Raw genomic sequence first — 22,305 nt, 5'->3', positions numbered from 1 at the left:
GATGGATTGGAAATCGCACCTCATCGTCGCTCCCATTCTCCTGCCGCTGGTAACGGCTGCATTGCTGCTGATGTTCGACGAACGCAAGCGCAAGCTGAAGATGGCGATCAACTCGATCTCCATCATAGGCCTGATTGTCATTGCCTTCACATTGCTGGGTGTCGCAAGCGACAAAGCGCCGGCAGCAGATGTTTATCTGATCGGTAACTGGCCAGCTCCATTCGGCATCGTGCTGGTTCTGGACAGACTTGCTGCGCTCATGCTGGTGCTGACAAGTGTGCTCGCAATGGCAGCGCTCAGCTTTGCGCTGGCGCATTGGCACAAGGCCAGTCCGAATTTCCATACGATCTTCCAGCTGTTGCTGATGGGGCTGAACGGCGCTTTCCTGACAGGCGATCTATTCAACCTATTCGTCTTCTTTGAAGTCATGCTGGCAGCTTCCTACGGTCTGGCGTTGCATGGCTCTGGCCCGGCACGCGTTAAAGCCGGTATGCATTATATTGCAGTCAATCTGGTTGCATCGTCCCTGTTCCTGATCGGCGTCAGTCTGATTTATGGTGTCACCGGAACGTTGAATATGGCCGACCTTGCTCAGAAGATTGCACAGGTTACGCCAGAAGATCGTATGCTATTGGAGGCAGGTGCTGCCATCCTTGCTGTCGCCTTCCTGGTGAAGGCGGGTATGTGGCCACTCAATTTCTGGCTCGTACCCGCATATACGGCTGCCGCTGCTCCAATTGCCGCGATCTTTGCAATTATGAGTAAGGTCGGCATTTATGTACTGCTGCGTCTTTCGCCGCTTATGTTCGGCATTGGAGCAGGGGACTCTTACGGCTTCGGCAGTGACTGGCTTTATTACGGCGGCATGATCACACTGGCCTTTGGCCTTATCGGCGTTGTCGCTTCGCAGGCCATGGGCCGTCTTGCAAGCTATAGCATTCTGGTTTCTTCGGGCACGCTATTGGCAGCTATTGGCAGTGGTAATACCGCTATGACCGGCGCTGCACTCTTCTATATGGTCAGCTCGACACTGACGATTGCAGCATTCTTCCTGCTGATCGAGCTGGTCGAGCGCGGACAGGATGCGGCTGCAAACGTTCTCGCTGTTACCATGGAAGCCTATGGTGACGATGAAGAAGAGGACGATGAAGAGGAAGTCGGCGTTGTTTTGCCTGCAACGCTTGCCATCCTCGGAACCTGTTTTGCTATTGTGGCAATTCTGCTGATCGGCCTGCCGCCGTTCTCGGGATTTATTGCCAAGTTCCTGATACTTGCAGCCGTTTTCAATGGCGATGGGACAGCACCAACACTGGCCATGCCTGTCAGCCCGGCAAGCTGGGCGCTGATCGCGCTTATTCTTCTATCTGGTCTGTCGGCTTTGATTGCGATGACCCGTACCGGCATACGCACCTTCTGGGCATCCCTTGAAGGTAATGTCCCGCGCGTTCTCGTCCGCGAAGTTGTGCCAATCGCCGGTCTTCTGGCCGTGTGTCTGGCGCTCACAATCGCAGCTGGCCCGGCCATGCAATACATGGATGCAACGGCTCGATCGTTGCATAGTCCAAAAGATTATATCGATAGTGTCCTGAATGCGCCTCGTGTGGGCCGTGAAACAGTGGAGGTAAAATGAGAAAAATTCTACCTTTCCCGCTGCTCTTCGTTTCGCTGATCATCTTTTGGCTTCTGTTGAACGGGTTTACACGCGCGCAGCTGATCCTCGGCGTCTTCATTGCGCTGTTTGCCTGCCATGCAATGACAGCACTTCAGCCACAGAAGAACCACTTGCGCTCTGTACCAACCATGATCTGGCTGTTTGGCGCCGTAAGCCTTGATATTCTCACATCAAACCTTGCTGTGGTGAAACTGATCTTGTCGCCCCGTAAGGAGCGTCATCCAGGCTTCGTTGTTATTCCGCTCGATCTGGAAAACAGAACCGCCCTTGCGGTGCTTGCATGCATCATTACGACGACGCCCGGTACTGCCTGGGTCGATTACAACGTCGCGCGCAAGGCTTTGACAATCCATGTTCTGGATCTGGAAGATGCAAAGGCTTGGCGAACGACCATCAAGCAACGTTATGAGCAGCCGCTTATTCGCATATTCGGAGCAAGAGACATCGTAAAAGAGGAGCAATCGGCATGAGCGCAGTTATTCTTTTCTGGTCGCTGCTCGCTGCACAAGTCATGCTGATTGCTGCAATGGGCTGTGCTGTCTATCGCCTGCTTATCGGCCCGCGTGCGCAGGACCGCGTGCTTGCTACCGACGCGCTTTATCTCAATGCTCTTCTTCTGCTGCTCACATTTGGTATGCGGACTGGCAGCGTTATCTATTTTGAAGCCGCGCTGATTATTTCGCTACTCGGTTTCGTTGCAACGGTGGCGCTTGCCAAATTCCTGATGCGCGGGGAGGTGATCGAATGATCGGAGCTGCTGATCTGCCCGTCTGGGCTGCAATCATTATTTCATTTTTTCTTGTCGCCGGTGCTTTCCTGACGCTCGTCGGATGTATTGGACTTGTTCGTTTTAAGAGTTTTTATGAACGCATTCATGCACCAACGATCGGTTCTTCGTTCGGTGCAGGTGGAATCTTGATCGCTTCCATCATGTTTTTCTCCATCTTGCAATCCAAGCCGATTCTGCATGAAGTGTTGATTACCGTCTTTGTGGTCATCACAACGCCGGTAACGCTCATGTTGCTGAGCCGTGCGGTGATTCATCGTGATCAAACGCAGGACAGCAAAGAGCTCCCTTCATCTTCCGACCAGAAGTGATGGTTGGAAGCGTCGGCTTGAAGCATTTGGAGGAGTGCTAAGGGCTGCGGCCAATTGTCCATATGCGCCTTGCATCCAGACATGCGGATTGAAGGTTCAGGTCATTTGAATTATCTGAATTTCAGTAATTTCTGAAAATTCAGAATTTACGGGAGAGAGAACTTGGAATTATCGCCAATTGTTCAGTCGTTTGTTCTCCACTTTGGAGAGATGGGTAGCCGCTGGGGCATCAACCGCACGGTTGGGCAGATCTATGCGTTGCTCTATCTATCGTCTGAACCCCTGTGTGCGGATGATATTGTTGATGCGCTTGGTGTTTCACGCTCCAACGTCTCGATGGGTATCCGCGAGTTGCAGGGCTGGAATCTTGTGCTGCTGAAGCACATACCCGGTGATCGCCGTGACTTCTTCACGACGCCGGGTGATGTGTGGGTGATTTTGCGAACGCTTGCCGAAGAGCGCAAGAAGCGCGAGATCGATCCGACCTTGTCTGTACTGCGCGAAGTTCTGATGGAACAGCCGCAGGACGCTGGCGACCGTTATGCGCAAGATCGCATGAAAGACATGTATGCGCTGATCGAGCGGCTTACCAACTGGTACGACGACGTCAAGAAACTCGATACCGACAGATTGACCAGCCTTCTGGCGCTCGGCGCCAAGGTTACCCGCTTTCTGGAAACGACCGACAGGATCGTGGCTCTGGGACGCGGAAGAACAGCGGCCAAGAAGGAGCCTAAACGCGAGTGAAACCCGTTGCCCCCCGAACGGAAGAAACGGCACAACAAGACGGCGAAACTCCTGGCGACAAACGTCGCCCGCCTCGGCGTCCAGTTCCGGCTCTGCTCAAAACGGGGGCTAGGTTTCAGGCAGTGGCAGCACTTTTATGGCTGCCACAAGCCGCACTTCTCGCCTATGGCGTAGGCTATCTGGCCGATACTGGTTTTGACGCCACCATCTATTATCTGGCTGCCGGATTGTTTCTTATAGGTTGCTTACGCAGCCTGCTCGATGCTCGCGGCGCAACCAAGGCTTTCGACGCAGCTCGCAGTGAGCTTGCCAGCTTACGCGAAAAGGCAGTCATCGCCTTATCCAAGCGCTCTCCACTAGATACATCGCGTCCATCTTCCGGCGAAGCCGCCAGCATATTGGCCGAGCAGGCCGAGATGGTCGTTCCTTATCTCTCTCGTTTTGTGCCTGTGCGTATTCGCGTGATGCTGGTTCCACTGGCGATACTCGCAGTTGTCCTGTGGTTTTCATGGATAGCTGCGCTCATTCTGCTAATTGCCGCGCCTCTGATCCCGATTTTCATGGCGCTCATTGGCTGGCGCGCAAAGGCTGCCAGCGAAAAACAACTCGTCGCTTTAGGCGATATGAATGGCTTCCTGCTTGATCGTCTACGTGGCCTTGCAACAATCCGCAGCTTCCATGCTGTGGATATGACCGCAACACGTTTGCGCGACAATGCCGAAACTTTGCGTCGCAAAACGATGATCGTTCTGCGCATCGCATTCCTCTCATCCGCAGTCCTCGAACTGTTTGCTGCCTTGGGTGTCGCCATGGTTGCCGTCTATATCGGTTTCCATCTGCTCGGCCCTCTGGATTTCGGTGCATGGGGGCACAAGCTCACACTTGCGGAAGGCTTGTTTATTCTTCTGCTTTCGCCAGCATTCTTCGAGCCTCTGCGTGATCTTTCGGCTGTCTGGCATGATCGCGCTTCGGGTGAAGCGGCAATTGATGCCCTAGAACAGCTTGCAAAGCATGAAATGCCGGTGGTGGGCGCTATCAAGCCTGTTGGCGAAGTTACAAACGAACCCTCGGTAATGGTGCGGAATGTCCGGTTTCGCTATGCTGCGGGCACCGCTAATATATTCAACAGTTTCAATCTTGATATCGAGCCGGGCGAGCATGTGGCTCTGCTTGCGCCAAGTGGTTATGGCAAATCGACCTTGCTGGCCCTGATCGCAGGTCTGGCCGCACCACAGGAAGGCGAAATCCGGGTTGGGAATACCGCTTTGAGCGATGAAACTGCTGCTGCAATTCGCACCCGCATGAGCTGGGTGGGTCAAAAGCCGCATATTTTCGCGGGCAGCGCCCGGTACAACATCAGTTTAGGCCGCGATGCTGATGTGATGAAAACATCATCAATCATCAATCAGATGGCACTAAGCCATGTTGCGGGTGTCACTGGCGCCGGAGTTATCGGCGAAAACGGCGCAGGCCTTTCGGGCGGCGAAGCGCTGCGATTAGCGCTCGCACGGATCGCCGTCGATGATCATGCAGACATTATTCTTGCCGATGAGCCAACCGCGCATCTTGACCAAGAAACAGCAGGCCGCATCGCCGACAGTTTGGTTAGTCTCGCCAAAGGCAAGACGCTGATTATCTCCACGCATGACGAGAAGCTCGCTAGCCGTATGGATCGGATCGTCCGGCTTGATGATCTGAGCGCAAATGCGCAGCTCTGGCAGAAGAGGGCAGCAGAATGAACGGCCTTCAATCACTTCGTCCGATCCTTCAGCTCTTTTTCCGCACAAAGGGTACAGCACTTTATGCCGGCATAACGGCAGCCACCGCGACTGTTCTGGCAGGCATCGCGTTGCTCGGCCTATCAGGTTGGTTCATCACAGCCACAGCGATTGCTGGTCTTAGCGTTGCAACAGCGGTCGTGTTTGATGTTTTTGCACCTGCTGCGGGCATTCGGCTGCTTGCCATTCTGCGTACTGGCGCGCGCTATCTTGAACGCCTCGTCACGCATGATGCGACGCTTGCAATTCTTGCAGCGCTCCGCGAAAAACTGTTCCGCGCCTGGGCGCGGCCTGCCGCAGCCAGCAGCTTGCTCAAAAGGCCTGCTCGGCTTCTCTTTAGGCTGACAGCGGATATCGACGCACTCGACTCTCTCTACCTGCGCGTACTTGTTCCGGCAGGGGCAGCGCTCGCAACAGCCTTTGTTGCCGGTATAGCGCTTGGCCTCATGCATCCGCTTTTCGGATTGACCATCGCGCTGACATTGCTTTGTGTCGGTCTTGGATTGCCACTTGTTGCGGCCAAACGCTCAGAGAAACCGATGCGCCAACGCGCCAAAGGAACTGAAGCCCTGCGTGCGCGAACTGTCGATCTGGTGGCAGGTCAAACCGAACTCGTCATGGCCGGGCGCATGGATCATCAGAACGCCACTATCATGCGTGCCGATAGCTACATTGCCTCAAGTGACCGGATACTTAATCGTATCGAAGTTTCGACCGGGGCAGGGCTAGGCATTCTTCATGCAGGGCTCCTTGCCGGTGGTTTGATTGGCACTGGCTTGCTGATGCAGGCGGGCCTAATCAATGCGCCTGTCGCAGCACTTGGACTGTTGATAATCCTCGGTGCGATGGAGCCCTTTGCTGCGCTAAGACGCGGTGCAATGGAACTCGGCCGCACTATACTCGCGGCGCGTCGTGTTGCTCCGGCACTCCATGCGACGGATGCAATTCAAACGCTCACTTTGCCTGCCGAGGGCGATGCGGTCCAGCTTAAGAATGTAACTGTCCGCCACGAGGGCTCCAGCACGAAAGCGCTCAAAGCCATTAATCTGAATATCGCGACTGGCGAACGCGTTGCGCTTATCGGAACCAGTGGGGCCGGTAAATCCACGCTCTTTAACGTGCTTGCGGGCGAAATTCGGGCCGAAAGCGGTGAGATTCAAGTCCTTCCTGCACGGCTTCTCACACAGCGCACCGAGCTTTTCAAAGATAGTCTTCGAAACAATCTCAAGCTCGCAAAACCCGATGCCACCGATGCTGATTTGAATGCCGCATTGGAAGCTGCAGGGCTTGGCGACTTTATGCAAACCCAAGCCGAAGGACTGGATACAGTTCTGGGCGAGGGGGGACTGGGGCTTTCTGGCGGTCAGGCCAGACGCCTTGCTTTGGCTCGCCTGTTTCTGACCGACGCTCCGCTGTGGCTTCTGGATGAACCCACGGAAGGGCTTGATCAGGCAACCGCTGAGGATGTGCTTCGCCGCCTCAGTGAACAGGCAAAGGGCCGTAGCCTGTTGATAGCAACGCATATTCAGCGCGAGGCACAGATTTGTGATCGAGCGATTGTTTTGGATCAAGGCGTGCTGGTTCAATCGGTGAACAAAGGAGAGCCGTCGTTTGGCAAAACCCTCAATTCCTTGAGGTGAAATTTGAGTAGGGGGGCTGTTTGCTGGTATCATATCAGTGACAGCTCGTAACATCAGGAGGGCCGGATTTGCCGGCTTAAAGAGATGGAATTCGATATTGTCTCCCTGTCGCGATTGCAGTTTGCAATCACGGCACTTTATCACTTCCTCTTCGTACCTCTGACATTGGGTCTGTCCGTGCTGCTTGCCATCATGGAAACCGTATATGTTATGACCGGAAGACTCATCTGGCGGCAGATGACGAAATTCTGGGGTACGCTGTTTGGTATCAACTTCGTTATGGGCGTCGCAACCGGCGTTGTGATGGAATTTCAGTTCGGCATGAACTGGAGCTATTACAGCCATTATGTCGGCGACATTTTCGGAGCGCCGCTGGCAATTGAAGGCATGATGGCCTTCTTCCTTGAAGCGACCTTCGTTGGCCTGTTCTTCTTCGGCTGGGATAAACTGTCCAAAGTGGGCCACCTTATGGCCACTTATGCAGTCGCCGCCGGTTCCAATTTTTCTGCGCTTTGGATTCTGATTGCGAATGGCTGGATGCAAAATCCGGTTGGTTCGGCTTTCAATCCCGAAACCATGCGCATGGAAATCACCGACTTCTTCGCAGTTCTGATGAACCCGGTTGCGCAGGCGAAATTCGTGCATACGGTTTCGGCTGGCTATGTAACCGCTTCGATTTTCGTGCTCGGTGTTTCGGCCTGGTATTTGCTGAAAGGCCGTTCCACCGAACTCGCCAAGCGGTCGATGACAGTTGCTGCATCCTTTGGTCTTGCGGCGTCGCTTTCTGTTGTCGTTCTGGGTGACGAAAGCGGTTATCTCGCCAACGAACACCAGAAGATGAAAATCGCGGCAATCGAAGCCATGTGGGAAACAGAGCCAGCTCCGGCTTCGTTCACAGCATTCGGTTTCCCTGACCAGGAATCCCGCGAAACCCATTATGCCGTGCATATTCCTTGGGTTATGGGTCTGATTGGAACACGCTCGCTGACAACGCCGATTGAAGGTATTGAACAGCTTGTCGGGAACGCTGAGGGCCATATCCGCAAGGGTATTATTGCCTATGACGCGTTGCAGCAGATCCGCGCTGCTGGCGATACAAATGCTGTGTCACAAGAGGTGAAAGATACCTTTGCCGATAACAGCCAGTGGATGGGCTACGCGCTTCTTCTGAAGCGTTATGTCGATGATCCACGTCAGGCAACGGATGCACAGATTACGCAGGCTGCGAACGATACTGTTCCCGGAGTTCTGCCGCTGTTCTGGGCCTTCCGCATTATGGTGGGTATCGGCTTCTTCCTGATCCTGCTGACCGGCACATTCTTCGTGCTTTCAGCGCGTCGTGCGCTGGATCGTCATCGGTTCCTGCTGAAAGTCGCGGTCTTTGCCATTCCGCTTCCATGGATTGCAGCTGAAATGGGCTGGATTGTTGCCGAATTCGGGCGACAGCCATGGATTATTGAAGGCATTCTGCCAACCGCAGTCGCCGTCTCCAATCTTGGTGCTTCGACGGTTCTCTTCACCATTGTCGGCTTTGTCGCGATCTACACGGTCCTGTTCATCATCGAGATGGGCCTGATGCTGCGCGCGATCAAAGCTGGACCTGAACCCGACAGCAAACCGGAAGCAAAGCTCGCCCCTGCAAGCATTGCGCCAGCGGAGTAAAGATCATGATACTCAGCGATTTGTTGGACTATGAAACACTGCGCATCATCTGGTGGGTGCTGCTAGGGGTATTGTTGATCGGCTTTGCCGCAATGGATGGTTTCGACCTTGGTGTCGGTACACTTTTGCCATTCATCGGCAAAACCGACATCGAACGCCGCATCATCATCAACACCATCGGTCCTGTCTGGGAAGGCAATCAGGTTTGGCTGATCCTTGGCGGCGGCGCAATTTTCGCCGCCTGGCCACCACTTTATGCGGTGTCCTTCTCTGGCTTCTATCTGGCGATGTTCGCCATATTGTTCGCCCTCATTCTGCGCCCGGTCGGCTTCAAATTCCGCTCCAAGCGGGACAGCGTGGCTTGGCGGACAGGCTGGGACTGGGCATTGTTCATCGGCGGTTTCGTGCCATCGTTGATCTTCGGTGTTGCCGTCGGCAATGTGCTTCAAGGCGTGCCGTTCCGCTTTAATGACGATCTCCAGATCTTCTACGACGGAACGTTCTTCGGCTTGCTCAATCCGTTTGCACTTCTTTGCGGTGTAATTTCATTGACCATGCTTATTATGCACGGTTCCGCATGGCTTGTTCTGAAGACAACGGGTGTCGTGCAAGCGAGGGCTCGTGCCTATGGCAGCATCGCCGCACTGCTAACCAGTGTTCTTTATGTCGTTGCCGGTGTCATCAGCTGGTATTGGGTTTCGGGCTACAAGATCACCAGCGCCGTCGTTACCGGAGGGCCATCCAATCCGCTACGCAAGGCTGTCGAGCTTGATCATGGTGCATGGTTCGTCAACTATATGAACTATCCGGTATTGCTGATCGCGCCAGCTCTGGGCATCCTGGGGCCATTGCTTCTGTTTGTTTTGTTCCGCAGCAAACGTGAAGTGGCACCATTGCTTATCGGTAAGCTGTCGATCTTCGGCATCATCTCATCGGTTGGCGTTTCGATGTTCCCATTCATCCTGCCATCGTCGGCCGATCCACGGTCAAGCCTGACAGTTTGGGATGCATCGTCGAGCCATATGACCCTGTTCATCATGCTGGTGGTGACGCTTATCTTCCTGCCGCTCATCGTCGCTTATACGTCGTGGGTCTACAAAGTCCTGTGGGGCAAGGTTGAGCAGCGCGACATCGAGGATGAAAGCAACCACGCTTATTAATCTATCTGCGGGCGCTTGCAGCCCGCATAACCCCAATCAAGAAAGGAGAGCAAGATGTGGTATTTTTCCTGGCTTCTGGGCCTGCCGCTTGCTGCAGCTTTCGCAGTTCTGAATGCCATGTGGTACGAGTTGATGGATGACAGGGCGCGAAAGCGCCTTGCCGGAGACCCGACCGCCGATCTGGCGCGCGAAGGCAACAAGCATCACTGAATTGAGAAAAGCGGTCCGGAAACGGGCCGCTTCTTTTTCGTATCACGATACTGATTGAGCGACACAGCGCATGATGCATCTGTGGACAAAATGCCTCATTCCACGATCATTATTGCTTATAAAGGTTTGGTAAGCGCTCGAATAGTACCAATTGGTACTGACGTTATCGTAAATTATGCGCAATAATATTGCGTTCTCGACATCAAATATTACCAGATAAAACATATATAAAAACAGTCGTATAAGCTTGTTTCGGGAAGGGCCATACACCTTCATTCGGCCCACTGAGAACGCTTTCGGAATTCAAGCCCTGACGCCTTTGAAGAATAATCTTGCTTTATTCTAAAACCCGTTCCACCCTGACCAAAGTGAAATCGGAGGAGGAAACCGGCTTCACGTCGCATGGGAGGAAATGAAGCTGATCTCATCTGGATTGGCTCTCGGCTGCAGTTAAAGCTCGCAGCCGGAACAAAACGCAATTTCTCCCGTTCGACATTTGGTGCAAGTTTACGAGGAACACCTGCATGAGCGATGATGTCGTACTTTCTCTGCATGTCCCAGAACCGGAGTGGCGCCCCGGCGATGCTCCAGATTTCTCCCACGTTAAAATTCCGCGGGCAGGGAGTGTCAGACGTCCGGAGATAGACGAAAAGCCGGAAGCCATGCGCGATCTGGCTTTCAGCATCATCCGTGTGCTGAACCGCGAAGGCGAGGCGGTTGGCCCCTGGGCGGGTACGCTGACTGATGATGAGCTGAAAGACGGTCTCCGCCACATGATGATCCTGCGTGCTTACGATGCCCGCATGATGATGGCGCAACGACAGGGTAAAACCTCGTTCTATATGCAGCATCTGGGTGAAGAGGCGGTCAGTTGCGCGTTCCGCAAGGCGCTGCGTAAAGGCGACATGAATTTCCCGACTTATCGGCAGGCAGGGCTTCTCATCGCCGACGACTACCCGCTCGTCACCATGATGAACCAGATTTTCTCCAATGAGCAGGACCCGCTTAAAGGTCGCCAGTTGCCGGTGATGTATTCCTCGAAAGAACATGGCTTCTTCACCATTTCCGGCAATCTTGCCACGCAATACACGCAGGCTGTGGGTTGGGCGATGGCTTCAGCCATCAGCCATGACACCAAAATTGCAGCTGCATGGATTGGTGACGGCTCTACCGCTGAAAGTGACTTCCACGCGGCACTTGTTTTTGCATCCACCTATAAAGCCCCGGTGGTGATGAATATCGTCAACAACCAATGGGCAATCTCAACATTTCAGGGCATTGCGCGCGGTGGTTCGGGCACTTTTGCGGCGCGTGGACATGGCTTCGGCATTCCGTCACTTCGCGTAGATGGCAACGACTATCTTGCGGTTCATGCGGTTGCGAAATGGGCAGTCGAACGCGCACGCCGCAATCTTGGTCCGACTATAATTGAATATGTCACCTATCGCGCTGGCGGGCATTCGACGTCTGACGATCCTTCCGCTTATCGTCCAAAGGCGGAAAGTGATGCCTGGCCTCTTGGTGATCCAGTCTTGCGGCTCAAAAACCACCTGATCCTGCGTGGCGTATGGTCTGACGAACGGCACAAACAAGCAGAAGCGGAAATTCTGGATCTCGTCGTCAGTGCACAGCGCGAAGCAGAAGCTATCGGCACGCTTCATGATGGTCGCAAGCCGTCGATGCGCGACATGTTTGAAGATGTTTATGCCGAAACACCGCCGCACCTTATTCGCCAGCGTCAGGAGGCGGGGTTCTAATCATGACAAAACTAACGATGATTGAGGCGATCCAGAACGCCCACGACATTGCCATGGAGCGCGACCAGAAAGTCGTCGTGTTCGGCGAAGACGTTGGTTACTTCGGCGGCGTTTTCCGCTGCACAGCCGGTTTGCAGAAGAAATACGGCAAGGAGCGCTGCTTCGATGCACCAATCAGCGAGCTCGGCATTGTCGGCACCGCGATTGGCATGGCGTCTTACGGCTTGCGTCCATGCATTGAAGTGCAGTTCGCTGACTATGTCTATCCGGCCTATGACCAGATCGTTTCAGAAGCCGCACGCCTTCGCTATCGTTCTGCGGGCGAGTTTACCTGTCCTATTGTTATCCGTATGCCTTCAGGCGGTGGCATTTATGGTGGGCAGACGCACAGCCAAAGTCCGGAAGCGCTTTTCACCCATGTTTCCGGTCTGAAGACCGTGATGCCTTCAACGCCTGCCGATGCCAAAGGCCTGTTGCTGGCAGCAATTGAAGATCCTGATCCGGTCATCATGTTTGAGCCGAAGCGCCTTTATAACGGACCTTTTGACGGACATCACGACAAGCCCGTCACTTCTTGGAAAAAACATGAGCTGGGCGAAGTGCCAGAAGGCTACTATACCGTGCCACTTGGCAAGGCTGCGATCCGACGTGAAGGCAGCGATGTGACTGTTCTGGCCTATGGCACGATGGTTCATGTGGCATTAGCAGCGACTGAAGAAACCGGCGTCGATGCCGAAGTGATTGACCTGCGCACGTTGCTCCCGCTTGACACGGAAACAATTATGGCTTCCGTCAGGAAGACCGGGCGTTGCGTCATCGTGCATGAAGCAACACTGACCTGCGGTTACGGCGCCGAGCTTGCGGCACTCGTGCAGCGCGAATGTTTCTATCATCTCGAAGCACCGATCATCCGCGTGACGGGCTGGGATACGCCATACCCACACGCGCAGGAATGGGCTTATTTTCCGGGGCCAGATCGTGTCGGTCGTGCACTCGTTTCAATCATGGAGGCTTAAATGGCTCATTTTGCGATCAAGCTCCCTGATGTTGGCGAAGGCGTTGCAGAGGCTGAACTTGTCGAATGGCATGTTAAGGTTGGCGATATTGTCCGGGAGGACGATCTGCTCGCTGCCGTCATGACCGATAAGGCAACAGTTGAAATCCCTTCCTCGCGCAGCGGTAAAGTCATCGCGGTGAATGGCGAAATCGGCGAGAAAATTGCTGTTGGCTCCGAACTGGTTCGCCTTGAAATAGAAGGTGGAAGCAGCGAACAAAAAGCGGAAGCACCAGAACCTGTAGCTGCGGCGCCTGCTGAATCCCTCACGCCGCCATCAGCCAGCGCGGAAGCGCCTGTGCTGTTACAGACGCCGGTTCCACCTAAACCTGTTGCGCAGAAAAAAGAAACCTCAAGCCGGGCTTTTGCCGGTGCTGGGCCGGTGCGCGCAGAAGGTGAAAAACCGCTGGCAACACCATCGGTCAGGTTGCGCGCACGCGACGCAGGCATTGATTTAAGACGTGTCAAAGGTAGTGGCCCTGCAGGGCGCATTACGCATGAAGATCTGGACGCCTTTTTCCAGACTGAGAGCGGAGCCACGTCTGCAGTGTCGGGTTATGTTGCAGACACCTCGATCAACGAGATCAAGGTCATCGGCCTAAGGCGCAAGATTGCAGAGCGTATGGCCGAAGCAAAACGCCATATTCCGCACATTACTATCGTTGAAGAAGTGGATGTGACGCAGCTTGAAGACCTCCGCACGGGGCTTAACAATGAGAAGAAGGAAGGGCGTCCGCGCCTGACCTTGCTGCCATTTGTTATCCGCACAATCGTCAAGGCAGTCAAAGAACAGCCTGGTCTCAACGCACATTTCGATGATGAAGCAGACATAATTCGCCAGTTTGGCGGTGTGCATGTGGGCATTGCCACACAGACGCCAAACGGTCTTATCGTGCCGGTGGTTCGTCACGCGGAAAGCCTTTCTGTATTTACCGCAGCATCGGAACTTGTCCGAGTGACGGAAGCAGCGCGTAACGGCACAGCCAAGCGCGAAGAACTTACAGGCTCGACTATAACCATCACATCATTGGGGCCACTAGGCGCCATCGCAACCACGCCGATTATCAACCGGCCCGAAGTGGCGATTGTCGGCATCAACAAAATGGCCGTGCGCCCGATGTGGGACGGCACACAATTTGTGCCGCGTAAAATGATGAACCTGTCGTGCAGCTTCGACCATCGCGTTATCGATGGATGGGATGCGGCAGTATTCGTGCAGAAGCTGAAGAGCCTGCTTGAAACGCCTGCGATGATTTTTGTAGAGGGCTGATCGGATGAGTGAGATTTCCTGCAAACTTCTGATCATTGGCGGCGGTCCCGGCGGTTATGTCTGCGGTATTCGCGCAGGCCAGCTTGGTATCGATACGGTTCTGGTCGAAAAGAAGCGGCTGGGCGGTACCTGTCTTAATGTCGGCTGCATACCGTCCAAAGCTGTTATCCATGCCGCTGACGAGTTTCATCGCCTCACGACATTCGCGTCTAAAGGCGCGCTTGGCATCACAGCTGAAAGTCCTAAGATCGATTTTGCCAAAACGCTCGAATGGAAAGACGGCATCGTCAATCGCCTGAACAGCGGTGTCGCCGGACTTTTAAAACGCTCCCGCGTGCGAATGTTCCAGGGGCAGGCGCGTTTTATGGATGGTAAAACCGTTGTGGTCGATACCGATACCGGACGCCAGACTATCCATGCTGAGAACATCGTGATCGCAACAGGATCTGTGCCGGTTGAAATTCAGTCTCTGCCTTTTGGCGGCAATGTCATCTCCTCAACGGAAGCGCTTTCACTCGATAAGATCCCTGAAAAGCTTGCCATTGTTGGCGGTGGTTATATCGGGCTCGAAATCGGTACGGCTTTGGCAAAGCTTGGTGCAAAAGTCACCGTCGTTGAAGCCACTGATCGCATACTGCCGCAATATGATGCAGAGCTGACACGCCCGATCATGGCACGGCTGAAAGCACTCGGCGTTGAAGTGCTGACGAACACGTCTGCCAAAGGCTTATCCACCGATGGGAAAGCGCTGGATGTGTTGCTGGCTGATGGCGAGACGCATTCAATTCCTGCTGACAGGATTCTGGTCACGGTTGGCCGCAAGCCACAAACCGATGGCTGGGGTTTGAGCGAAATCCGGCTCGATATGGACGGCCGCTTTATCCGCATCGATGACAAATGCCGCACATCGATGCGCGGTGTTTATGCCATCGGCGATGTAACAGGTGAGCCCATGCTTGCGCATCGGGCTATGGTACAAGGCGAAATGGTTGCTGAAATCATCGCGGGTGGCAAACAGGCCTGGGATAAGCGCTGTATCCCGGCAGTCTGCTTTACTGATCCTGAGATCGTAACAGTCGGCCTGTCTCCTGATGAAGCGCGCAAGGCAGGTCATAATATCCAGACCGGCATTTTCCCGTTTCAGGCCAATGGACGCGCAATGACTATTGAGCGGGAAGATGGTTTTATCCGGGTTGTCGCCCGCGCTGATAACCACCTGATACTTGGCATTCAGGCCGCGGGTGTAGGGATTTCCGAGCTGTCATCTGCCTTTGCGCTTGCTGTTGAAACAGGCGCACGCCTTGAGGATATAGCAGGAACGATCCATGCTCATCCGACCCTTGGTGAAGGCTTTGCCGAGGCCAGCATGAAAGCACTCGGCCACGCGCTTCATATTTAGAGCATGTCTCTGGCCCGAAACCGGCTTCCACTTTGGGGAGACAAGCTTTTAGTCCTTTGATTTACGCTCGTACCGCCATACAAAAATGGCGGCACCGGCAATCATGGCTGCAAGCGCAAACCATGTGATTGCATAAGAGAGATGGTTGTTGCGGAAGGTAACAACCGTCAGTCCGCCAATGGGCACATTGCCAGGATTGGATTTGGCATCTGCATCAATGAAATAGGGCGCGACTGTCCCCAAACCTTCTTTTTCAGCGAAAGCTTTGACATCACGCGAATTCCAGTCATTGCGGGCAGGGTCGTTGGGACGCAGGAAGAAGCCATCAGGCTCCGGCATACGCAGAAGACCAGTTACGGTCGTTTCACCTGCGATTTGCGTTTCTACGCGTGAAGATGGATCGCGCTTGGTATCCGGAATGAAGCCACGATTGATGAAGGTCAGCGTACCATCATCTGAACGCAACGGCGTCAGCACCCAAAAGCCTGAACCGCGTTCGGTCAGCGCACGAACCAGCACTTCCTTGTCATTGAGGTAAGAGCCGGTCAGCGTAACATGCCGGTATTCGTCATCGGCCTGATTGACATTGGCCCAGTCGTCTTTGCCCGGAGCAGCGACCGGCTCCGCATGAACGCGCGCATCAACGCGGGCAATCAGATCAAGCTTCCATTGCAGACGCTCCACCTGCCAGATGCCAAGGCTCAGAAACAATGCGAAAAACAGCGCCCCCAGAACAGCCATGAAGCCAAGGAAGAAGCGTGATTTCTTCTTTTGCGGTGTCGAACTGGCTTGCATGGGCGTTGTCATGATTATTCCTGGGAGATGGGGGAGAATTGCTGTTTGAAATACTCCAGATGCGCGCTGTAATAAAGGGCGGGCGGGGCAAAACTACGTGATTGATCATTAAGAAACAGCGCCGACATCCATCTGACCGGATGCGGCGCTTGAATATTCTTAGATTTACAGCGGTTCCAGTTCAGAAAGGATCGTTGGAACCGCTGTAACTGTTTGTTTTTACGCATTATCCAACGCAAAACCGCTTCGCACTTTTGCTGGAAATGCTATAATTATGCGCTTTTATGAACTCTGCGTCTGCGATGTGAGTAACCGCCCTTAGAAAGACGTAGAACGTTGCAAACCTGTGTTTTATCGTCAGAAGGTTGCTGCATCTGAGTTTGAGCATTCTGCAGCATCTGTGTCGTTACAGGGGTCGGTTTTGCACTTGGTCCAATTGTGATGCTTCTCATCGATCATTCTCCCTGTTTTTGGGCGCGGTAGCAGCCTCAACGGCTACTCCGTCCAGTAGTCAAGAATGTGCGAATGAACTAAGTATTAACCTTATTGGGGTGGTTGACAAGCACCAAATACAACCCTGCGTAAGCCATTGCACCCACATAGTAAAAAGCCGGATCGTTGGAACGACCCGGCTTTTGCAATCTATAATCCGATCACTTAATCACGGTTGCCAGTGAGGATTTCACGCTTACCAACATGGTTAGCCGCGCCGACAAGGCCTTCCTGTTCCATACGCTCAACAAGTGAAGCCGCGCGGTTGTAGCCAATGCCGAGGCGACGCTGGATGTAAGAAGTCGAGCACTTCTTATCACGCAAAACGACCTTCACAGCCTGCTCATAGACATCGTCGCTGTCTTCCGAACCCATGGCCGAAGCGTCGAAGACTGCAGTGTCCTGCACGGCATCTTCGTCTTCCTCGTCTTCAGTAACAGTCGCCAGATAATCTGGACGGCCCTGTTCCTTCAGATGATTGACGACCTTTTCAACTTCTTCATCCGAAACGAATGGTCCATGGACGCGGACAATCCGGCCACCACCGGCCATATGCAGCATATCGCCCTGACCGAGAAGCTGTTCGGCACCCATTTCACCAAGAATGGTGCGGCTGTCGATCTTCGACGTGACCTGGAACGAAATACGGGTCGGGAAGTTGGCCTTGATCGTACCGGTGATAACGTCAACCGAAGGACGCTGCGTCGCCATGATAAGGTGGATACCAGCAGCACGCGCCATCTGTGCAAGACGCTGCACAGCACCTTCGATGTCCTTGCCGGCAACCATCATCAGGTCGGCCATTTCGTCGATAATCACGACGATATATGGCATTGGCGTCAGGTCCAGTTCTTCCTGAACATAGGTTGCTTCGCCGGTTTCCTTGTCAAAGCCGGACTGCACCGTGCACATGACGGTTTCGCCCTTGCCCTTGGCAGACGCTGCACGCTGATTGAAGCCTTCGATGTTGCGAACGCCCAGACGTGCCATCTTGCGATAGCGGTCTTCCATTTCGCGCACGGCCCATTTCAGAGCCACAACGGCCTTCTTCGGATCGGTCACGACCGGCGTCAGCAGGTGCGGAATGCCATCATAGATGGAGAGTTCCAGCATCTTTGGATCGACCATGATCAGGCGGCATTCTTCCGGCTTGAAGCGGTAGAGCAGCGACAGGATCATCGTATTGATGGCGACAGACTTACCCGAACCGGTGGTACCAGCTACGAGCAGATGAGGCATCTTTGCAAGTTCTGCGATGATTGGCTCACCACCAATGCCTTTGCCCAGGCAAAGCGGCAGGCGGTAGTTCGAGGATTCGAACGTGCGTGAGTCAATCATTTCGCGCAGATAGACGGTCTCGCGATTGGCATTTGGCAGTTCGATGCCAATGACGTTACGACCCGGAACCACAGCAACGCGTGCAGAGAGAGCCGACATCGAACGCGCAATATCATCAGCAAGTCCGATCACGCGGGACGACTTAACGCCGGGAGCTGGTTCAAACTCATAGAGCGTGACGACAGGGCCGGGACGAACATGAATGATTTCACCACGCACACCGAAGTCTTCCAGCACGCTTTCGAGCAAGCCAGCGCTACGCTCAAGCATTTCCTGCGTGATGACATTGCCATCAAGCGAAGGCGGTTCCTGCAGCAGATCACGCGGCGGAAATTCATAGTCGCCATGCATGACGACAGCTTCTGTCCGGGGGAGGGGCTGCGGCTGATAAAGAGCAATTGAAGGGGCTGTCTTCGCAGGAGCTTCAACCTTTGGCGTTTCTGCAACAGGTGCAGGAGCAACAACTTCCTCAACCACATGCTCTTCTGCTTCAGCGACAGTAAGCACGACTTCATCTTCCGTTGCTTCAGCAGCAACATCAGTGACGACTTCGACAGATGCCTGAGGCGCAGCCACTTCGATAGGCGGTCGAGGTGCTTCAATCTTCACTTCTGCAATGGGAGCAACAACTGGCTGTGGAGCTGGAGCAACCTGAACAGGCTGAGCGACTTCAGCAACCGGAGCAGGCTGTTCTACGACAGCGGCAGCTGCCTCCTGAGGCTTGCCCTTGTTCCACTCAACCGTGCGGAACTGTGCGATGATCGATTCAACAGTTGGCGCAGCACGTTTTGGCACCGCAACTTCTGCAACAACGGCAACAGGCTGAACTGGCGCTGTATCGAAATCAAAGCTTTCCCAAAAGGCAAAATCCGACAAATGTGCGAATGCCGAGATAGCTGCAGCTACATTCGCTACAGGCTCAACCTCAATCGATTGGGCAGCCAAAACAGGCACCACTTCTACAGGCTGGACTACGGTTTCGGCTGGTACGGTTGTCAGAACAGGCGGCACGGGTGCGACAGGTGTGCGAACCATATTCTGTGAAACGGACTGCTGAAGAGCTGCAACAGCCATTGGCTGAGCTTCTGCAACTTTTTCGATCTCGATCGGAGCATGATCAGCTTCCACTTCTGCAGGCTTCGCACGACCATTGATATCCGGCAGATCTTCACCGCGACGACGCACCAGATCAATCTCTGGCGTGCGGGTGAAACGTACATTCGCACCAAGCGAAAAATACGATTTCCACGTCCCGTCCGAATTTGGCGAATGCGCTCCCAACGGGTCGCGCTGCGGCTTCTGCTCTGGAGCAGACTCTGCACGATTTCCATCTGTATGGGGAAGATTTTCTCTCAAATTACGCATGATACCCGAACCATAGATATGTCGCCTGAATGAGCCTTAGTAATAAAAAATGAAGGTTAACAACCCCCTTCATAATTCACTCAAAACCGACAAATTTCTTTGGTCACATCAATCGATCCAGGGCATTAACTTGTAGAATAAAACCACATTTTATTATTAAATAACAATGCGATATAGATTTAAAATAATCTATTTTATTAAAACATCAGAAAACTTCTGCTCGGTTTACGAGCCGTGGGTGCTGTACTGCCACGGCTCTTTCATCAGACTCAGTGAGACTCGGAACTTTTAAGCCAATCCGCCAGGGAAATGCGGCGATTTCCGCCACGACCAACAAAGGTTTCAGCCGCACACATGGAATTCAGCACAGCCTCCTGTGTGGCCTCAGTTGCGGCCCGGAAAAGAATGTCGATACGATTCTCGTTCAGAGCCTTTAATGAAATCAGGTCGGATGCTTCATCGTGATCGAATGTTGCAGCCGTTGAAAAACCAATCGCAATATCGCCGCTGCCATTGCCCCAGAAAGCACCGAGGCGAGCCAATCCCGCACCACAACGTTTCGAAACACGCTTTAATTGCCGATGTTCGAGCGGCACATCGGTTGCGAGCACAAGGATGACCGAGCCTCTTTCCGGTTGCGCAATGGTCTTTGGCGATGGCCTGCGCCCATCCGGCAGAATCAGATCGCCAGTGCGCCCAAAATTCGTGAGCGCCAAAATGCCAAGGTGATAGGTTTCGCTATCCAGATCAAACCGACGAGATGCACTACCAACACCACCCTTGAAACCGAAGCATGTCATGCCGGTTCCTGCACCGACATTGCCCTGAAGGAAATGATTGCTGGCATTTCCAAGTGCTAGCCGCGCATGATCCTCAGTTATCGCCAAAGCCTGAATATCATTGAATGGCCCATCATTACACTCGAGAACAACGGGATTGACGGTTGCGGTCGTCCTGCCGATATCAGGATTTGCGGCAATTGCTTCGCGAATAAGGGTATTAGCGCAAGTTCCGATGCCAAACGTGTTGGTGAGCAGAATAGGGGTCTCGATAGTGCCCAATTCCTCCACCTGCATCAGACCGATGCTTTTGCCAAAGCCGTTGATGATATCGCAGGCGCCCAGAACTTTCTGCCGATAGAGATTGCCGCTGTGAGGCATGATGGCCGTGACGCCGGTATTGATGTCGCCGTCTTTAACTGTGTGATGCCCCACCAGAACACCGGGAACATCGGTGATATCGTTCTTTTCGCCTGTTGGCATTGTTCCACAAACGATACCAAAATCTCTTGCCGTATAGGCCATGCTCTCACCCCACCTCAATATATCAACAGTCCTAGACGTTTTTGAGATCGCGCGAAACTCACAAACAGACATTGAGGCGTGACCAGAAAACCGCACGTTCAAGATACTTATGCTCATTTTAAGCAAAAGTGTCTCATTTCGATCAAATCACGATTGACAGACGAGGCTGAGAGGCGCAGCAAAAGCACCGTAGAATTTCGGCCGGAAAGAGGGGATCATCGCGGCATGAAAGTTACTATCGAACAAACGCTCGATCAGGCCGGAGCCGGCCCCTTCCAGCGGAATCTTCTGGGTGTATTCGGACTTGTATGGGCTGCAGATGCCATGCAGGTGCTGGCGGTAGGTTTCACCGCAGCCTCAATCGCCGCAACTTTCGGCCTCACCGTTCCACAGGCATTGCAGACTGGTACGCTGTTCTTCTTCGGAATGTTGATTGGCGCAGCACTGTTTGGCAGGCTTGCCGACAAATATGGTCGCCGCCGCGTTCTTCTCATTACAGTTGCATGTGATGCAGTGTTTGGCTTGCTGTCTGCTTTCTCGCCGAACTTTGCTATTCTTCTCGGCCTTCGCTTTCTGACCGGTATTGCGGTCGGCGGAACCTTGCCCGTTGATTATGCAATGATGGCTGAATTTCTGCCATCCAAGAATCGTGGCCGCTGGCTGGTTATGCTCGAAGGTTTCTGGGCTGTTGGCACAGTGATCATTGCGCTTGCTGCGTGGGCCGCAAGCCTTGCAGGCGTGGCCGATGCGTGGCGCTACATTTTCGTCGTTACCGCCGCGCCGGCTTTGATCGGCATCTGGCTGCGTATCTGGATTCCTGAATCCCCGATGCATTTGCTCAAAACCGGCCAGACGCAAGAAGCAAAAAGCGTGATGAATCGCGTTCTACGCCGTAACGGCAAGCCGGAGCTGCCGCCAAAGGCTGTTCTTGATGCACCGCTTCTGGTGACAAACGAAAAACTTCTTTCGCCAAATCTGCGTCAGCGCACGCTGACCACGCTGGCGATATGGTTCCTTGTTTCTGTATCCTATTACGGCATCTTCACATGGATTCCGGCCAAGCTTGCGAGTGATGGCTTTGGCTTCGTGCGCGGCTATGGCTTCCTGGTGGTCGTTGCACTGGCACAGCTGCCCGGTTATGCGCTGGCCGCATATGGCGTCGAGGCTTGGGGCCGTCGTAAAACGCTGATCGGCTTCCTGTTCATCAGTGCCGCTGCCTGCGCGCTTTTCACTGTCGCGGGAAGCTCTGCTCTGGTTGGCGCATCGATCCTTATCATGAGCTTCGCTCTGCTCGGCACATGGGGCGCGCTTTATGCGTTTACGCCGGAGCTTTATCCGACAGCATTGCGTGCAAGCGGTATGGGCGCGGCCGGCGCTATGGCACGCCTTGGCGGATTGCTTGCACCTTCGGCGTTGGCGATTGTCGTCACACAGAGCTTCAATACGGCTGTTGCAATGTTTGCAGGCCTGCTGGCGCTTGCGGGAATAATCGCCTTCTTCATCAATGTGGAAACGCGAGATAAGGCGCTCAACTGATAAAAAAGCGCCCGGGTTTCTGGTTTGA

General features: G+C 53.8%; 19 protein-coding genes. 15 read left to right on the top strand and 4 right to left on the bottom strand.

Annotated elements, in window-relative coordinates; translation table 11 throughout:
- Position 1 precedes the first annotated feature (1 nt).
- The 14 genes from RT142_RS20320 to lpdA all read left to right on the top strand — a co-directional run bounded on the left by RT142_RS20320 (position 2) and on the right by lpdA (position 15,447).
- Complete coding sequence (locus tag RT142_RS20320) at positions 2-1,630, top strand: monovalent cation/H+ antiporter subunit D (protein ID WP_007879193.1); 1,629 nt, start codon at positions 2-4, stop codon at positions 1,628-1,630.
- Entirely contained in the window at positions 1,627-2,142 is a 516-nt protein-coding gene (locus RT142_RS20315; protein ID WP_007879190.1) for a Na+/H+ antiporter subunit E, read from the top strand. Before RT142_RS20320 ends, RT142_RS20315 begins: the two co-directional genes overlap by 4 nt.
- On the top strand, positions 2,139-2,420 hold the full coding sequence (locus tag RT142_RS20310) for a K+/H+ antiporter subunit F (protein WP_007879189.1): 282 nt from the start codon (positions 2,139-2,141) through the stop codon (positions 2,418-2,420). The genes RT142_RS20315 and RT142_RS20310 overlap by 4 nt, the downstream gene beginning before the upstream one ends.
- Positions 2,417-2,770, top strand: a complete 354-nt coding sequence (gene mnhG / locus RT142_RS20305; protein WP_007879184.1) for a monovalent cation/H(+) antiporter subunit G — start codon at positions 2,417-2,419, stop codon at positions 2,768-2,770. The genes RT142_RS20310 and mnhG overlap by 4 nt, the downstream gene beginning before the upstream one ends.
- Positions 2,771-2,932: 162 nt before the next feature.
- Positions 2,933-3,517 (top strand): GbsR/MarR family transcriptional regulator, encoded by a 585-nt coding sequence (locus RT142_RS20300; RefSeq protein ID WP_181152532.1) that lies wholly within the window; start codon positions 2,933-2,935, stop codon positions 3,515-3,517.
- The gene (gene cydD / locus RT142_RS20295; protein WP_313031078.1) at positions 3,514-5,256 is read left to right on the top strand and encodes a thiol reductant ABC exporter subunit CydD; all 1,743 of its coding nucleotides are present in this window, start codon (positions 3,514-3,516) and stop codon (positions 5,254-5,256) included. The genes RT142_RS20300 and cydD overlap by 4 nt, the downstream gene beginning before the upstream one ends.
- On the top strand, positions 5,253-6,935 hold the full coding sequence (cydC, locus tag RT142_RS20290) for a thiol reductant ABC exporter subunit CydC (RefSeq protein WP_313031076.1): 1,683 nt from the start codon (positions 5,253-5,255) through the stop codon (positions 6,933-6,935). Before cydD ends, cydC begins: the two co-directional genes overlap by 4 nt.
- Positions 6,936-7,019: 84 nt before the next feature.
- Positions 7,020-8,597 carry a cytochrome ubiquinol oxidase subunit I gene (locus tag RT142_RS20285; protein ID WP_007879171.1) on the top strand — a complete coding sequence of 526 codons (1,578 nt, stop codon included), beginning with the start codon at positions 7,020-7,022 and terminating at the stop codon, positions 8,595-8,597.
- 5 nt (positions 8,598-8,602) lie between these two features.
- A complete protein-coding gene (cydB, locus tag RT142_RS20280; RefSeq protein ID WP_112806291.1) occupies positions 8,603-9,757 on the top strand; it encodes a cytochrome d ubiquinol oxidase subunit II in 1,155 nt (384 codons plus the stop codon).
- A 54-nt stretch (positions 9,758-9,811) separates the two neighbouring features.
- Positions 9,812-9,967 carry a cytochrome bd-I oxidase subunit CydX gene (gene cydX, locus RT142_RS20275; protein ID WP_007879168.1) on the top strand — a complete coding sequence of 52 codons (156 nt, stop codon included), beginning with the start codon at positions 9,812-9,814 and terminating at the stop codon, positions 9,965-9,967.
- 524 nt (positions 9,968-10,491) lie between these two features.
- Positions 10,492-11,724, top strand: coding sequence for a 3-methyl-2-oxobutanoate dehydrogenase (2-methylpropanoyl-transferring) subunit alpha (locus RT142_RS20270; protein WP_007879165.1), 1,233 nt, complete (start codon positions 10,492-10,494; stop codon positions 11,722-11,724).
- A gap of 2 nt (positions 11,725-11,726) precedes the next feature.
- On the top strand, positions 11,727-12,740 hold the full coding sequence (locus RT142_RS20265; protein WP_007879164.1) for an alpha-ketoacid dehydrogenase subunit beta: 1,014 nt from the start codon (positions 11,727-11,729) through the stop codon (positions 12,738-12,740).
- Entirely contained in the window at positions 12,741-14,048 is a 1,308-nt protein-coding gene (locus RT142_RS20260; protein WP_112806289.1) for a dihydrolipoamide acetyltransferase family protein, read from the top strand. It abuts the gene before it with no gap.
- A 4-nt stretch (positions 14,049-14,052) separates the two neighbouring features.
- Positions 14,053-15,447, top strand: coding sequence for a dihydrolipoyl dehydrogenase (lpdA, locus tag RT142_RS20255; RefSeq protein WP_112806287.1), 1,395 nt, complete (start codon positions 14,053-14,055; stop codon positions 15,445-15,447).
- A 48-nt stretch (positions 15,448-15,495) separates the two neighbouring features.
- Here lpdA and RT142_RS20250 read toward each other — a convergent pair whose 3' ends face one another.
- The 4 genes from RT142_RS20250 to RT142_RS20235 all read right to left on the bottom strand — a co-directional run bounded on the left by RT142_RS20250 (position 15,496) and on the right by RT142_RS20235 (position 20,741).
- On the bottom strand, positions 15,496-16,254 hold the full coding sequence (locus RT142_RS20250) for an SURF1 family protein (RefSeq protein ID WP_007879152.1): 759 nt from the start codon (positions 16,252-16,254) through the stop codon (positions 15,496-15,498).
- Between the two features lie 260 nt (positions 16,255-16,514).
- Positions 16,515-16,694 carry a hypothetical protein gene (locus RT142_RS20245; protein ID WP_079213827.1) on the bottom strand — a complete coding sequence of 60 codons (180 nt, stop codon included), beginning with the start codon at positions 16,692-16,694 and terminating at the stop codon, positions 16,515-16,517.
- A gap of 205 nt (positions 16,695-16,899) precedes the next feature.
- Positions 16,900-19,437 (bottom strand): DNA translocase FtsK, encoded by a 2,538-nt coding sequence (locus RT142_RS20240; RefSeq protein WP_112806285.1) that lies wholly within the window; start codon positions 19,435-19,437, stop codon positions 16,900-16,902.
- A gap of 269 nt (positions 19,438-19,706) precedes the next feature.
- Positions 19,707-20,741 carry a P1 family peptidase gene (locus RT142_RS20235; RefSeq protein WP_112806283.1) on the bottom strand — a complete coding sequence of 345 codons (1,035 nt, stop codon included), beginning with the start codon at positions 20,739-20,741 and terminating at the stop codon, positions 19,707-19,709.
- 225 nt (positions 20,742-20,966) lie between these two features.
- Here RT142_RS20235 and RT142_RS20230 point away from each other — a divergent pair, with 225 nt between their 5' ends.
- A complete protein-coding gene (locus tag RT142_RS20230; RefSeq protein ID WP_007879144.1) occupies positions 20,967-22,277 on the top strand; it encodes an MFS transporter in 1,311 nt (436 codons plus the stop codon).
- Positions 22,278-22,305: the final 28 nt, after the last annotated feature.

Origin of the sequence: Brucella sp. (assembly GCF_032066345.1) — a bacterium.
Taxonomy (GTDB): domain Bacteria; phylum Pseudomonadota; class Alphaproteobacteria; order Rhizobiales; family Rhizobiaceae; genus Brucella; species Brucella pseudogrignonensis.
This window is presented reverse-complemented; position numbering and strand designations above follow the sequence as displayed.